The following is a 13,850-nucleotide window of genomic DNA, read 5'->3' as shown; positions in this document are numbered from 1 at the left end:
ACTTCTCGTATTGTCATGACCTCATCGCACAGCCTGCATGAAACCGGGCCGTGCCCAACTCAGGATGGGCGAATGATGGCCCCGGTGCGGGCGTCCTTGATTTCGGACGGGTTGGCTTGCCCCCCGACTTCGCCGGGCAGAATGTAAGCCAGCTGGCTTGCCAGCAGATCGCCAATATCAGCCACCCGGCGAGCGGGATCCTCACCGGTTAGATTGGCACTGGTGGACACCAGCGGTTTGCCAAATGCCCGGCAAAGCCCTTGCACCTGGGGATGGCCTGTGACCCGCACCGCCAGGGTCTCGAACTGACCGGTCAACCAGGACGGCGTCGTCGCGCGAGCGGGCATGATCCAGGTGAAGGGACCAGGCCAGCTCGCCTGCACGCGAGCAAGCTGCTCATCGCTGAGCTGGCTCAAGTCGATGTAGTCCTGCAATTGCGCCAGATCTGCCGCGATCAGGATCAATCCCTTCTCCACCGGCCGCTGCTTGATGGCCAGCAGCCGCTGCACGGCGGCTTCGGAATCAGGATCACACCCCAGACCAAACACGGCTTCGGTGGCATAGGCGATAACCCCTTCTCCTTGAAGGGCGGCAACCGCTTGTTCAAATTCATTTGGCATAGGCACATGCGACAGCCACGCTGCCGCCTCTCATCACTGGATTGTATGTTGAACCGACATGACGGCATCGGGGCCATCACTGCTGCGATATGGGCTATATCCCTGCTCCTCTTCAGTCATGCATTTCGGCTCAGACGCTTGAGTGCATCAGTGAACCGAGCAACCGCAGGGAGTTTGAGATGGCGATCAGGTCAGGATCAAGGCAAGTTGGGCGATGCGCATCGGCTCACAACCTCACGCTGACCAGCAATCCGCCTGCCTGATCATGGGCGGCGAGATTATACCCGCTCAATCTGGTGGGAGCATTTCTTTTGCGGGCAGACCCAGCGCAGGTTTCCCCGCACCTTCTTCTCGATCATGATGCCCCAGCCACACTCGGGACAGGGCATGGGAACCGGCTTGTCATTCACCACATACTTGCAGTGAGGATAGGCGTCACACGAGTAGAACTGTTTGCCATAACGGGACGTGCGGCTCACCAGATGACCTTTACCACACTCCGGGCAGAGGATTTGGGTATCGTCACTCTCCTGAAGGGATTCGATATGCTGACAGGCCGGGTACTGGGTACATCCCACAAACAGACCGTAACGACCCTTCTTGATGGCCAGTGAATGGCCACAATCCGGACAGGACGACCCCTCGAGCACTTTCTCTATATCGCGGCCAGAGGGGGTGAGGGAGCGAATGTAATCGCAAGCGGGATAGGCTGAACAACCAAGGAAGGGACCGTGTTTGCCCTGGCGGATCACCAGTTCAGCACCACACTGCGGGCACGGCTCGCGCTCGAAGGCATGTTCGTGGGCAGAGAAGAGGTGGTGATCGATCTTTGACATGGGCCGCGCCTTGAAATCCAGATGGCCTGAATTCTACCAGCGCGGCACCGGGCTGTCAGTGGATGACGCCGTCCGACTCGTCAAACACCAGCTCTTCCATCTGCTGGTAGGCGTTTTCGCTGCCTGGCACATTGAACAGCACCATCATGACGACCCACTTCAGATCGTCCAGCTCGATGTCCGGCTTGTCCAGCTCGAGCAACCGTTCGATGCAGATTTCACGGGTTTCGGCATTCAGCACTTGCGCCTGCTCCAGGAACAGCAGGAAACCGCGACATTCAGTACTGAGGCGAACAAGCTCCTGCGGCGCATAGATCCGCATAGAGCCCTGCTGGCTTGCGGTGACATAGACTTCCCGCTCGCTGTCGTGCAGGTTGGCCAGTCGCTCCAGCCAGTTGAGCGCTTTCTCGATCTCGTCCTTGTCGAAACCGGCCCGGCTCAGTTCGTCGGTGAGTTCATCCTGCTCGACCATCACATCTGCATCGCTGTGGATGTAGGTCTCGAAAAGGTACATCAATACATCAAACATGATTCGCCCTCCTCGCTCTGACGTATCCACCGGCTACCGCCATCACTGCACCAACCAGCTCCAGCTCTACCAACCTGCCCAGTACGACATCGACAGGAAGCCGGGCCCGTTCGGCAACGGTATCCACGCTCGTGGTCTCATAATCTACGTTATCCAACAAATCGGCATAAGGCAATTCGCTATTATGCTGCGCCTCGGAAGAACCGTTGGCGGGTCCGGGGGGCAAGACCAGCCTTGGAAACTCTTCCAGGATATCGGCGGCATTCAAGACCAGCTTGGCACCCTGTTGAAGCAGACGGTTGCACCCTGCTGCCTGTGCATTTTGCGGGGCGCCGGGAACGGCAAAGACCTCGCGGCCCTGCTCCAGCGCATAACGGGCCGTGATGAGCGAACCACTCTGTTCTGCCGCTTCCACCACCAGTGTCCCCAGCGACAGACCACTGATGATACGGTTGCGGCGAGGGAAGTGTTCAGCCAGGGGGCCTTGCTGGGGCGCCAACTCGGAGACAAGCAGACCTTCCTGCTCGAGGATCTGCATCGCCAACCCCTGATGACGCTTGGGGTAGAGACAATCCAGACCGGATCCCAGCACCGCCAGGGTGATTCCGCCCGATGCCAGCGCCTGCTGATGGCAGACGCCATCGATGCCCAACGCGAGGCCGGAGGTAATCGCAAGACCACAGCCCACCAACTCGGCACACAAGCGTGTCGCATTGTCTTTGCCGGCATAGGTGGGATGGCGGGTACCCACCATCGCCAACTGTGGCAGGGAGAGGGATGAGACGTTCCCGCGGCAGTAGAGCAAAAGCGGGGCGCCGGGGATCTCTTTGAGCAGGGCAGGATATGCGGGGTCATCGGGACAGAGGAGGTGATTGCCGGGCTCGGCGGCCCAGCTCAATCCCTGCTCCACGACAGGAAGAGGCCATCTCATCTGCTGAATCTGGGCACTCTGCAGACCAAGAGCTCGCAGGGCGCCATCGTCTGAGTCAAACAGAGTTGTGATGTCACCACCCACATGCGCCAACAGGCGAGCGGCGGTGACCGGGCCTATGCCTGTAACGGCATCCAGCGTCAGCCATAGCGACAACCGCTCCAGTGGCAAGGACACGTCAGAAATTACTGACCTGATAACCAGAGCCGACCAGATCCTGACTCTGCAGGATAAGACCGTAACTCAATTTGTCGTAGACCTTGAACAGCATGACTCTGGCAACGGCCTCGGCAGGCAGCGATGACTTGCCGGCAGAATAGAACGCCTTGTCATAGACGGATGAATATTCCCGGTATGACACCTTGCCATTCTTGTCCACCATCTCGGCTCCCGGGCGCAGGATCTCGAGCACATCGCCCGGGGCCACCTGATCACGCTCCCCCTTGTTGATGAGTACCACATCAAACTTGCCCCCACCATGTACCTTGCTCGGCAGCTCGATCACATAGCCGGGGGAAATGGAAGGTGCCGCCTTTGGCATGAACACGGCAGAGATGCTCTCCTGCGACGGCAGCGGCATCACCTTGTCGCCCTGATACACCTCACGCCGGTTATGGGTCAGCGTCACTTTGGTGGTGTCGTGGGCAAGGTACTCCTCTGCCCGCACCGTGCCGACAAAAATTGCCTCCTGACCGAGCGACTCGCCGGTATGCTTGTCCTTGTATGCCACCCCCGGGCGATAGAGGCCATAACTCTGGCCCGGGTTCAGGGCTCCTTTCACATAGATAATGTCGCCCTCCAGCATCCCGACATGCTTGTCATTGTTGCCGAGCACATAGGGCAGGTCCTTGCTCTGCTGGCTGTTGGCCAGAATGTGGTCGGTCTGCAGGAAGGGCGCTATCTCGCTCAGAGGCAGGGTCGGTATGGGATTGGCCTTGTTTTCATAGCGGTTCTTGGGCGAGAGACGGATGACCTGCTTGCCCCCCTGACTGGCTTTGCCGAGCCGAGGCTCACCATTGACCCAGCTCAGGTGCAGCACGTCACCGGGATAGATCCAGTGGGGATTGGCGATCTGCGGATTGATGTTCCAGAGGCGTGGCCAGAGCCAGGGTTCGGCCAGATACTGGCCCGAGATATCCCAGAGGGTGTCCCCTTTTTGCACCACATAAGTCTCGGGGTAACCGGATTTGAGCGTCAACTGCTGTGCCATGGCGCCACCGGCCAGGGCTGTCGCCAGGCAGGCGACGACGATTTGCTTCAGATACATAACACTCCCTGTTACTTCTGCACGCAAAGTGTTGCTGTTTTTTGTCGGCGTAAATGACTAGAATTACGTCAATATTGACTGCGTTTATATGAAACTAAAGAAAAAATTATGGCCATTCTAGATGTATTGCGTTTCCCCGATGAGCGTCTGCGCACAGTCGCGGCCCCTGTCGAAGCCTTTACACCCGAGTTACAACACATTGTAGATGATATGTTCGAAACCATGTACGCGGAGGAAGGCATCGGCCTGGCCGCGACCCAGGTCGACATTCATCAGCGCATCATCGTCATCGATGTCTCCGAGAACCGCGAAGAACAGCTGGTGTTGATCAACCCGGAGATCCTGGAGCAGTCCGGCAGCACCGGCATCGAAGAGGGCTGCCTCTCCGTGCCCGGCAACCGTGCTCTGGTTCCGCGCGCCGAGTGGGTCAAGGTCAGGGCGCAAGATCGTCACGGCAACACCTTCGAGCTGGAAGCGGACGATCTGCTCGCCATCTGCATACAACATGAGATGGATCATCTGGTCGGCAAGCTGTTTGTGGATTACTTGTCCCCGCTCAAGCGCCAGCGCATTCGTCAGAAGCTGGAAAAGATGGCCCGTGAAGATCGCAAAGTCCTCTGAGGATCCGCTCCATTGAACAAGCTGAAACTGATTTTTGCCGGTACCCCCGACTTCGCCGCCCGTCATCTGGCGGCGTTGTTGTCTTCCGGCCACGAGGTCGTCGCCGTTTATACCCAGCCGGACAAGCCCGCCGGTCGCGGCCAGAAGCTCACCGCCAGCCCGGTCAAGGAGCTGGCGCTGGCCCACGATCTGCCGGTCTACCAGCCTGCCTCCCTGCGCAATGAAGCGGCGCAGACCGAACTGGCCGCTCTGGGTGCCGATCTGATGGTCGTCGTGGCTTATGGCCTCATCCTCCCCAAGGCGGTGCTTGATACGCCGCGTCTGGGCTGCATCAACGTCCACGGCTCCCTGCTGCCGCGCTGGCGCGGTGCCGCCCCGATTCAACGCTCCATCTGGGCGGGGGATGCCGAAACCGGCGTCACCATCATGCAGATGGACGTGGGGCTGGATACCGGCGCCATGATCCGCAAGGTAACCTGCCCCATCGCCAGTGATGAGACCTCTGCCAGCCTCTATGACAAGCTGGCCGGTCTGGGCCCGCAGGCACTGGTCGATACCCTGGACGCCATGGCTGCCGGCGACACCGCTGCCGAGCCCCAGGACGATGCGCTGGCCAACTACGCCGAGAAGCTCTCCAAGGAAGAGGCCCGCATCGACTGGTCGATGGACGCCGTTGCCATCGAGCGCTGCATCCGTGCCTTCAACCCCTGGCCCATCAGCTGGTTCGACGTCGCCGGACAGACCGTCAAGGTGTGGCAGGCCGAGGTCGTCGCACAGGATCACGGCCAGGCAGCCGGCACCCTGCTCAAGGCCGACAAGCAGGGGATCGAGGTTGCCACCGGTCAGGGCGTGCTGCGCCTGCTGACCCTGCAACCTCCCGGCAAGAAGGCCATGTCCGTTTCGGATCTGCTCAACTCTCGCCGCGACTGGTTTGAACCTGGCACGCAACTGATTTGATCTGGATTGAATTGACACAAGCGGGGCCCTGGCCCCGACTTGTGCATCTAAGGTAACGCTATGAAAACACGCGCACAGGCTGCTCTCGTCATTCAACAGGTGCTGGATCAGGGTCAATCTCTCTCCGCCGTTCTGCCTGCTGCCCAGGAGAAGGTCGCCCCTCGCGATCGCGCCCTCCTGCAAGAACTCTGCTACGGCACCCTGCGCTGGCTGCCCCGTCTCGATGCGGCGGTCAGCGAGATGATGGACAAGCCGCTCAAGAACAAGAGCCGCATCTTCCACTACCTCATCCTGGTCGGCCTCTACCAGCTCATCTATACCCGCATTCCGGCTCACGCCGCCGTGGCCGAGACCGTCAACGCCGTCAAGCTGCTCAAGGGTTCTTCCCTGCGCGGCCTCATCAACGGCGTACTGCGCAACTTCCAGCGCAGCGCCGAAGTGATCCTGCTGCGCATCGACCGCGTCCCCAGCGTCCGCCTCGGCCACCCCGAATGGCTCACCAAGCGCCTGCGTCAGGCCTATCCCGATGACTGGGAGTTCATCATGGAGGCGAACAACCAGCGCCCGCCCATGTGGATCCGCAACAACAGCCAGCGCCAGAGCCGTGAGGCCATGCTGGCCCGCATGAGCGAGGCGGGCATCCCGGCCATGGCCGGTGTGGAAGGGGAAGATTGCATCCTGCTGGAGCGCCCCTGCGACGTGACCAAGCTGCCCGGCTTCGAGCAGGGTGACTGCTCGGTGCAGGACGGAGCAGCCCAGCAGGCCGCCGCCCTGCTCGATCCCCAGCCGGGCGAGTGGGTGCTGGACGCCTGCGCCGCCCCCGGCGGCAAAACCGCCCACCTGCTGGAACGCCAGCCAGCCCTTGCCGGCGTGGTTGCCGTCGACGCAGACGACAACCGCCTCAAGCGGGTGCAGGAGAACCTGGATCGCATCGGCCTTCAGGCCCAAGTGATCCACGGTGATGCCAGCACGCCGGAGCTGTGGTGGCCACAGGGGCAGTTCGACCGCATCCTGCTGGATGCCCCCTGCTCCGCCACCGGCGTCATCCGTCGTCACCCCGACATCAAGTGGTTGCGCCGGGATCAGGACATCCGCGAGCTGGCCGAGCTGCAACGCCGCATTCTCGACGCCCTCTGGGGCAAGCTGAAGCAGGGCGGCACCCTGCTCTACGCCACCTGTTCCGTGTTGCCGGAAGAGAACCGGGAGCAGATCCGCGCCTTCCTGGCCGATACCCCGGATGCCCGCCTGGTGCCGTTGCATGCAGAAGACACCCCGGCCTGTCCGGGTCGCCAGTTCCTGCCCGGCGAGGCGGAGATGGACGGCTTCTACTATGCCAAGCTCATCAAGCTGTAGGCCGAACCGGCGGATGGCAGGCCCGGTGACGGGCCGCCTCATTACGAAGCAACAACCTTGAGTAAGATGGCCTTATGAAAATCATCATTCTGGGCGCAGGTCAGGTGGGTGGCACCCTGGCCGAGAACCTCGCCGGCGAGAACAACGACATCACCATCGTCGACACCGACAGCGAGCGCCTGCGCGAACTGCAGGACAAATTCGACCTGCGGGTGGTGAACGGCCACGGCGCCCATCCCAGGGTGCTGCGCGAAGCCGGCGCCCAGGATGCCGACATGCTGGTCGCCGTCACCAACAGCGACGAGACCAACATGGTCGCCTGCCAGGTCGCCTACTCCCTGTTCAACACCCCGAACAAGGTGGCGCGCATTCGCTCCCCCGCCTATCTGGTGGAGCGGGATCGCCTGTTCCTGCCCGAATCCGTCCCCGTGGATCACCTGATCGCCCCCGAGCAGTTGGTGACCGACTACGTGCGTCGCCTGATCGAGTATCCGGGGGCGTTGCAGGTGGTGGATTTTGCCGACGGCAAGGTGGGCCTGGTGGCGGTCAAGGCCTATTACGGCGGCCCCCTGGTGGGCAATGCGCTCTCCACCCTGCGGGAACACATGCCCAACATCGAAACTCGGGTCGCCGCCATCTTCCGCCAGGGGCGCTCCATCCGCCCCCAGGGCACCACCATCATCGAAGCCGATGACGAGGTGTTCTTCGTGGCCGCAGCGGGCCATATCCGCGCCGTGATGTCGGAACTGCAACGCCTCGAGAGCCCCTACCGGCGCATCATGATCGTCGGCGGCGGCAACATAGGCGCCGGCCTCGCCCGCCAGCTCGAGAAGCGCTACAGCGTCAAGCTCATCGAGCGCAACCAGAAGCGGGCGGAGCAGCTCTCCGAACACCTGGAACACACCATCGTCTTCTGCGGCGATGCGGCGGATCAGGAGCTGCTGGCGGAGGAGCACATCGACCAGATCGACGTCTTCATCGCGGTGACCAACGAGGATGAGGCCAACATCATGTCGGCCCTGCTCGCCAAGAAGATGGGGGCCAAGAAGACCATGGTGCTGATCCAGCGCGGCGCCTACGTGGACCTGGTACAGGGCGGCTCCATCGACATCGCCATCTCCCCCCAGCAGGCCACCATCTCGGCCCTGCTGACCCATGTGCGCCGGGCCGACATCGCCAACGTCTACAGCCTGCGCCGCGGGGCGGCCGAAGCCATCGAGGCGATTGCCCACGGGGACGAGAACACCTCCAAGGTGGTGGGCAAGACGGTGGGCGAGCTCAAACTGCCCCCGGGCACCACCATAGGCGCAGTGGTGCGCGGTGATGAGGTGCTGATCGCCCACGATCGCACCCAGATACAGCAGGATGACCACGTGGTGATGTTCCTGGTGGACAAGAAGTACATCCCGGAAGTGGAGCGTCTGTTCCAGCCCAGTCCCTTCTTCCTGTAAGCCGGCCATGTCTCTGGCAACGGTATCCGGACCCGGCCCCTTTTCTCAGGAAAGGTCCGGGTCTTTTTTCAATCAACGACCAGGTTATCTTGCATGATCAAGCTGCATCCCATCGTCTTCACGCTCGGGCTGGTGCTCTCCAAGCTGGCGCTCTTCATGTGGCTGCCCACCCTGCTGGCCCTGCTGACCGGTTCGGAAGGTTTCGTCGAATTTCTCAAGTCGGTCTTGATCACCCATGGCGCCGCACTGCTCTGCCTCCATTACGGTCGCAAGGCAGAGTTTCACCTCGGGGTGCGGGAAATGTTCCTGCTCACCACCTCGGTCTGGGTGGTCGCTTGCGTCTTCGGGGCCCTGCCCTTCGTCTTCATCACCCATATCGACTTTGCCGACGCCTACTTCGAGACCATGTCGGGGGTCACCACCACGGGATCCACCGTGCTGTCGGGGCTGGACGGCATGGCCCACAGCATCCTGCTGTGGCGATCCATCCTGCAGTGGCTGGGCGGAGTCGGCTTCATCGTGATGGCGGTGGCGGTGCTGCCCTACCTCAACGTTGGGGGCATGAAGCTGTTCCAGACCGAGAGCTCGGATTGGTCCGACAAGAGCGCCCCCCGCGCCAAAACGGTGGCCAACAACATAGTGCTGGTCTATCTGGTGCTCTCCATGCTCTGCTTCCTCGCCTACTGGGTGAGTGGCATGAACCTGTTCGAAGCGGTCAACCACGCCATGACGACCCTCAGCACCGGCGGCTACTCCACCTCCGATCAATCCATGTCCCACTTCTCCCACGCGGCGCACTGGATAGGCACCCTCTTCATGTTCCTCGGTGGCCTGCCCTTCCTGCTCTATGTGCAGGCTCTCTCCCGCCGTGACAACAGCCTGTTCAAGGATGCCCAGGTGCAGGGCTTCTTCTGGCTGATCGTCTGGGTGACCCTGGTCGTCACCTTCTATCTCTGGGTGAGAGACATCTACGGCTTCATGGATGCCTTGCGCATCAGCAGCTTCAATATCGTCTCCGTGCTCACCACCACGGGTTTCGGACTCGGTGACTTCGGCACCTGGGGCCCGCTCACCACCATTATCTTCATCATCCTGCTGGCACTCGGCGCCTGCTCCGGCTCCACCTCGGGCGGGCTCAAGATCTTTCGGGTCCAGGTGGCCTTCGCCCTGTTCAAGAAACAGATGCGCCAGCTGATGCACCCCTCCGCCGTGTTTCCCCAGAAGTACAACGGCCGTCCGGTCAACGACGCCATCATCCGCTCCCTGATCTCCTTCGTGCTGGTCTACTTCGCCATCATCCTGCTGATCGCCGCCCTGCTCGCCGCCATCGGGCTGGACCCCCTGACCGCCATCTCGGGCTCCATCACCGCCGTGGCCAACGTGGGCCCGGGCATGGGGCCTGTCATCGGTCCCAGCACCAACTTCGCCAGTCTGCCGGATGCGGCCAAGTGGATACTGTCGTTCGGCATGCTGCTGGGACGCCTCGAGATCCTGACGGTGGCGGTGCTCTTCTTCCCCTCTTTCTGGAAGCAATAAGCAGCCGTCCAGGCTGTTGCATGAAACGAAAAGGGCAGCCAATGGCTGCCCTTTTCGTCGTCCCGGCGAATGACGACTCCCCTCAGTCCGCCGACTCCTCCCGCTCCAACGCCCTGTCCACCAGCGCGTCCGGCAAGGGCTTGGTCACCTCGACCCCCAGCTCGCGAAAGCGCTCGGCCTGGGCGATCAGGTTGCCACGACCGTTGACCAGTCGGCCCATCGCCTTGTCGTAGCTCTCCTGCGCCTTGTGCAGGCTGCCCCCCATCTGCTGCATCTCCTCCACAAACAGCCGCAGCTTCTCGTAGAGGCGGCCGGCCCGCTCCGCTATCTGGCGCGAGTTCTGGTTCTGCCGCTCGTAGCGCCACAGGTTCTCTATGGTCCGCAGCGCCACCATCAGGTTGGTGGGGCTCACCAGCAGGATGTTGTGTTCCAGCCCATAGCGCACCAGGGAAGGGTCCGCTTCCAGGGCAGCGAGGAAGGCAGGCTCCACCGCCACAAACATCAGCACATAGTCCAGGGTGCGCACCCCGGGCAACTGCTGGTAATCCTTGCGGCCCAGCTCGCGGATATGGTTGCGCACCGAGGCGACGTGCTCCTTGAGCGCCACCGCCTTCTCCAGATCGTCAGCGGCGTTGTACCAGCGCTCATAGGCGGTCAGCGACACCTTGGCGTCGATGATGATGTCCTTTTCCTGGGGCAGGTGGACGATGACGTCGGGCTGGTAGCGCTTGCCCTTGTCCACCTCGATGTTGACCTGGGTGTGGTACTCATGCCCCTCGCGCAGGCCGCACTCGGAGAGGATCCGCGCCAGCACCACCTCCCCCCAGTTGCCCTGCTGCTTGCTGTCGCCCTTGAGGGCCCGGGTCAGCGCCGCCGCCTCTTCGGTCATGCGGGCGTTGAGCTCGGCAAGGCGCTCCAGCTCGAACTTGAGGTTGTGGCGCTGGGCCGTCTCCTGGGCGTGGGTCTCTCCCACCTGGCGGCGAAAGCCCTCGAGCTGCTCCTTGAGTGGAGTGAGCAGGAGATCCATGCTGTTCTGATTCAGTTCGCGGAAGTTGCCGGCATTTTGTTCAAAGATACGATTGGCGAGGTTCTCGAACTGCTGGCTGAGGCGCTGTTCAGCCTCTTGCTGCAACTGCAACTTCTCGGCGCTGGCGATGCGCTCGCTGCGCAGGGTCGCCTCGGCTTCCTTGAGACGGGCGGTGAGCTTGAGCAGCAGGGTCTGCTGCTGATCCAGCTTCTGCTGAGCCAGCATCTTCTCGTCCTGCAGCGCGTCCCAGCGGTCCTGCAACCCCTGATAACGCTCCTCCAGCAGCAGCGCCTCTTCACGGCCGCTGCGTCGCCCCCACCACCAGCCGAACAGCAGCGCCAGCCCGCCAACCAGCATGGCAGGCCACCAGGTCAGCAGCGGGGTCATCGGCGCCCCCGCTGGCGCAGGAAGAGTTCGAGATAGCGGTTGAGCAGCAACCAGATCAGCACATAGAGCAGATAGGCCGCCAGCACCACCCACTTGTGGCTGTTGACCCCGGTATCCAGTTCACTGAACTCGATACCCTTGAGATGGCAGTAGGCCCACATCAGCAGGGGGAAGACATAGAGCAGAGAAGCACGCCACAGAAATAGCCACATGAGTTCATTCAATCCCGCAAAAAGACCCGCCTAGCTTACACAAGGGCAACCCGGCTTGCGATCCTGCCCGCCGCTATTCTCTGGCTTGCCGGCCTAAAACTGGATAAAATTAACCCCTAATAGGTATAGAGGTGGGCATGACGCATTTTTTCTGTCGCTGGCTGGCACACGCATGGGGGAGCCCCCGCAGACCCGAGGTGGTCTGCCATGAGGCACGCCCGCCCTGGGCCATCGACGAGTCCCAGTTCCTCACCCTCTGCACCCGTTGTGGCGACTGCTTCAAGGCGTGTCCCAACGGCCTCATCAAGCCCGCCGATCGCCCCGAATATGACGGCAGCCCCATCGCCGGTACCCCAGTGCTGGATCTCGCCTGTGGCCAGTGCAGCTATTGCGGCAGCTGCGCCAGAGCCTGCCCCACGGGCGCACTCGATCTCTGCCTCGGCCGCCAGGTGCAGACCCGGGTCAGGATAGAGGCGAGCTGCCAGGCCCGTCAGGGCTACTACTGCCTGCTGTGCGAAGATGCCTGCCCCCAGCAGGCGATCAAGGTCGGCAGCGAGGGAGTGACCGTCAACATGGCCGCCTGCGATGGCTGCGGCGCTTGCGGCCTCGCCTGTCTGCACGGAGCCATCACCCTTGTGCCCCAGCTCTGACCGCTGGCAATGACAGAGGGGCCCGCAGGCCCCTCTGTCATTCACCGTGGCATCATGCCATGGTCAGGATATTATCCTGCTCTATGCCGAGAAGGTGGCACAGACGAGTGGGATCCCGCACCGCATCCGCCAAAGTGTACTCCCCCAGTACCTCGAGGAAGGCGTGCATGGCGCGGCGCAGAATGCCCTGGATGCGGCAGCCCCCGGAGAGACGGCAGTTTTCGCGCTTGCAGTCCACCGGGCAGAGCACGTGCTCCATGTCCATCACCACATCGCGCAGGTTGATGGAGACGGCGGCACGGCCGAGGCGGATGCCCCCATGCTTGCCACGCACCGTCTCGATGTAACCCTTGATGCCGAGCTGATGCACTATCTTGACCACGTGATTGCGGGAGATGGCGAAGGTGTCGGCCACTTCCGTGATGGTCGACAGGCGATCACCGGGCTGGATGGCCAGGAAGGTCAGGGTACGCAGGGCGTAGTCGGTAAATCGTGTCAGTTGCATGGTCGCACTTGCCTCTTACTACAAGCCAGAAATCAGGACGACAGCCGGTGGCCAAAGAGGGGGTCTGCACATGCGTGTGCACGGGATGGGCTTCTTCGACCGAGTCGTGAAGTCACAAGGGTAAGAGCAGCCCGGGCGGGTGTCGACGAAGATGTACATAAATCGACACTTTCTTTGATTGATCGCAAACTTGCCGCCTCAGCGAGGGGTTTTGGCGGTTTCCGTCGACAAACCCCCACCTCCTCTGCCATCGCCGGAGCCGTTGTCCGGCGAGTTCAGTGGGGCTGTTTCAGCCAGTTGCGCAGCGCCTGGGAGGGGATGGAGCTCTCGGAAGCCACCGCGAAGGCGCCCCAGTCCACGGCGCACTGCAACGCATCGGCCATGGCCATACCCCGCGCAAGACCGTGGATGAGGCCGCCCGCGAAGGCATCCCCCGCCCCCGTGGTATCCACCACGGAGACCGGTCGCGCCGCCACCCTGACCTGCTCCTCCCCGTGAATGGCCACAGCGCCCGCCTTGCCCTCGGTCAGCACCAGCCATTCCAGCTGCTCCCCCGCGAGCTGGCGGGCATGCTGCCAGGGGTCGCTCACCTCGCCGAGATCGGAGCGGGAGGCCACCAGCACGTGGCAAGGGCGGCGGGCCTGCCCCCCCTTGGGATATTGGGCCACCACGAAACTCTTGGCGAGCATCTGGCGCATGTAGCCCACGATGGCGGTGCCCGGATAGTTCACATAGAGGCAGTCCACCCCTTCGGTCGGCAGGTCGCCGGGCAGATCCGGGCGACGTGGGCGCCTGAGGATGGTGCGCTCACCGGTGGCGTCCACCAGCACCAGCAGCTCGCCGGTCTCGCCGCCAAAGCGTTCCACATGGCTGCAATCCAGGCCGTATGAGGCCGCCTGCTCCAGCAGCCAGTCACCGGTGTCGTCCAGCCCGACCCGGGAGGCGATGATCACCTCGTGCCCCGCCCA

At 62.2% G+C, this 13,850-nt stretch carries 15 protein-coding genes; 6 read left to right on the top strand and 9 right to left on the bottom strand.

Annotated elements, in window-relative coordinates:
- Nucleotides 1-59: 59 nt before the first annotated feature.
- The 5 genes from AACR77_RS21220 to AACR77_RS21200 form a co-directional block, all read right to left on the bottom strand.
- The gene (locus AACR77_RS21220; protein WP_042882251.1) at nt 60-620 is read right to left on the bottom strand and encodes a Sua5/YciO/YrdC/YwlC family protein; all 561 of its coding nucleotides are present in this window, start codon (nt 618-620) and stop codon (nt 60-62) included.
- Between the two features lie 278 nt (nt 621-898).
- Nucleotides 899-1,456: a DNA topoisomerase family protein gene (locus tag AACR77_RS21215; RefSeq protein WP_042882250.1), complete on the bottom strand. Its 558-nt coding sequence runs from the start codon at nt 1,454-1,456 to the stop codon at nt 899-901.
- Nucleotides 1,457-1,511: 55 nt separating this feature from the next.
- Complete coding sequence (locus AACR77_RS21210) at nt 1,512-1,985, bottom strand: DUF494 family protein (RefSeq protein ID WP_010672510.1); 474 nt, start codon at nt 1,983-1,985, stop codon at nt 1,512-1,514.
- Entirely contained in the window at nt 1,978-3,093 is a 1,116-nt protein-coding gene (gene dprA / locus AACR77_RS21205; RefSeq protein ID WP_042882248.1) for a DNA-processing protein DprA, read from the bottom strand. The genes AACR77_RS21210 and dprA overlap by 8 nt, the downstream gene beginning before the upstream one ends.
- A 1-nt stretch (nt 3,094) precedes the next feature.
- A complete protein-coding gene (locus AACR77_RS21200) occupies nt 3,095-4,183 on the bottom strand; it encodes a LysM peptidoglycan-binding domain-containing protein (RefSeq protein ID WP_042882247.1) in 1,089 nt (362 codons plus the stop codon).
- A gap of 108 nt (nt 4,184-4,291) precedes the next feature.
- Here AACR77_RS21200 and def point away from each other — a divergent pair, with 108 nt between their 5' ends.
- The 5 genes from def to AACR77_RS21175 all read left to right on the top strand — a co-directional run bounded on the left by def (nt 4,292) and on the right by AACR77_RS21175 (nt 10,101).
- The gene (gene def, locus AACR77_RS21195) at nt 4,292-4,804 is read left to right on the top strand and encodes a peptide deformylase (RefSeq protein ID WP_010672507.1); all 513 of its coding nucleotides are present in this window, start codon (nt 4,292-4,294) and stop codon (nt 4,802-4,804) included.
- 12 nt (nt 4,805-4,816) lie between these two features.
- On the top strand, nt 4,817-5,761 hold the full coding sequence (gene fmt, locus AACR77_RS21190) for a methionyl-tRNA formyltransferase (protein WP_010672506.1): 945 nt from the start codon (nt 4,817-4,819) through the stop codon (nt 5,759-5,761).
- Between the two features lie 60 nt (nt 5,762-5,821).
- Nucleotides 5,822-7,114, top strand: a complete 1,293-nt coding sequence (rsmB, locus tag AACR77_RS21185) for a 16S rRNA (cytosine(967)-C(5))-methyltransferase RsmB (protein WP_042882245.1) — start codon at nt 5,822-5,824, stop codon at nt 7,112-7,114.
- A gap of 74 nt (nt 7,115-7,188) precedes the next feature.
- Nucleotides 7,189-8,565, top strand: a complete 1,377-nt coding sequence (gene trkA, locus AACR77_RS21180; RefSeq protein WP_010672504.1) for a Trk system potassium transporter TrkA — start codon at nt 7,189-7,191, stop codon at nt 8,563-8,565.
- A 93-nt stretch (nt 8,566-8,658) separates the two neighbouring features.
- A complete protein-coding gene (locus AACR77_RS21175; protein WP_010672503.1) occupies nt 8,659-10,101 on the top strand; it encodes a TrkH family potassium uptake protein in 1,443 nt (480 codons plus the stop codon).
- 82 nt (nt 10,102-10,183) lie between these two features.
- Here the strand turns inward: AACR77_RS21175 and rmuC are convergent, their stop codons facing one another.
- The gene (rmuC, locus tag AACR77_RS21170) at nt 10,184-11,515 is read right to left on the bottom strand and encodes a DNA recombination protein RmuC (protein ID WP_052224814.1); all 1,332 of its coding nucleotides are present in this window, start codon (nt 11,513-11,515) and stop codon (nt 10,184-10,186) included.
- Entirely contained in the window at nt 11,512-11,727 is a 216-nt protein-coding gene (locus AACR77_RS21165; RefSeq protein ID WP_010672501.1) for a hypothetical protein, read from the bottom strand. Before AACR77_RS21165 ends, rmuC begins: the two co-directional genes overlap by 4 nt.
- Nucleotides 11,728-11,864: 137 nt before the next feature.
- Between AACR77_RS21165 and AACR77_RS21160 the strand changes: the two genes are divergently transcribed.
- On the top strand, nt 11,865-12,377 hold the full coding sequence (locus AACR77_RS21160) for a ferredoxin-type protein NapF (RefSeq protein ID WP_010672500.1): 513 nt from the start codon (nt 11,865-11,867) through the stop codon (nt 12,375-12,377).
- A gap of 52 nt (nt 12,378-12,429) precedes the next feature.
- Here AACR77_RS21160 and AACR77_RS21155 read toward each other — a convergent pair whose 3' ends face one another.
- Complete coding sequence (locus AACR77_RS21155) at nt 12,430-12,882, bottom strand: Rrf2 family transcriptional regulator (protein WP_010672499.1); 453 nt, start codon at nt 12,880-12,882, stop codon at nt 12,430-12,432.
- Nucleotides 12,883-13,157: 275 nt separating this feature from the next.
- Nucleotides 13,158-13,850: PfkB family carbohydrate kinase (locus tag AACR77_RS21150; protein WP_042882243.1), on the bottom strand; the 693-nt coding region annotated here is incomplete at its 5' end.

This window comes from Aeromonas sp. ZOR0002 (assembly GCF_963866995.1).
In the GTDB taxonomy this organism is placed as follows: domain Bacteria; phylum Pseudomonadota; class Gammaproteobacteria; order Enterobacterales; family Aeromonadaceae; genus Aeromonas; species Aeromonas caviae.
This window is presented reverse-complemented; position numbering and strand designations above follow the sequence as displayed.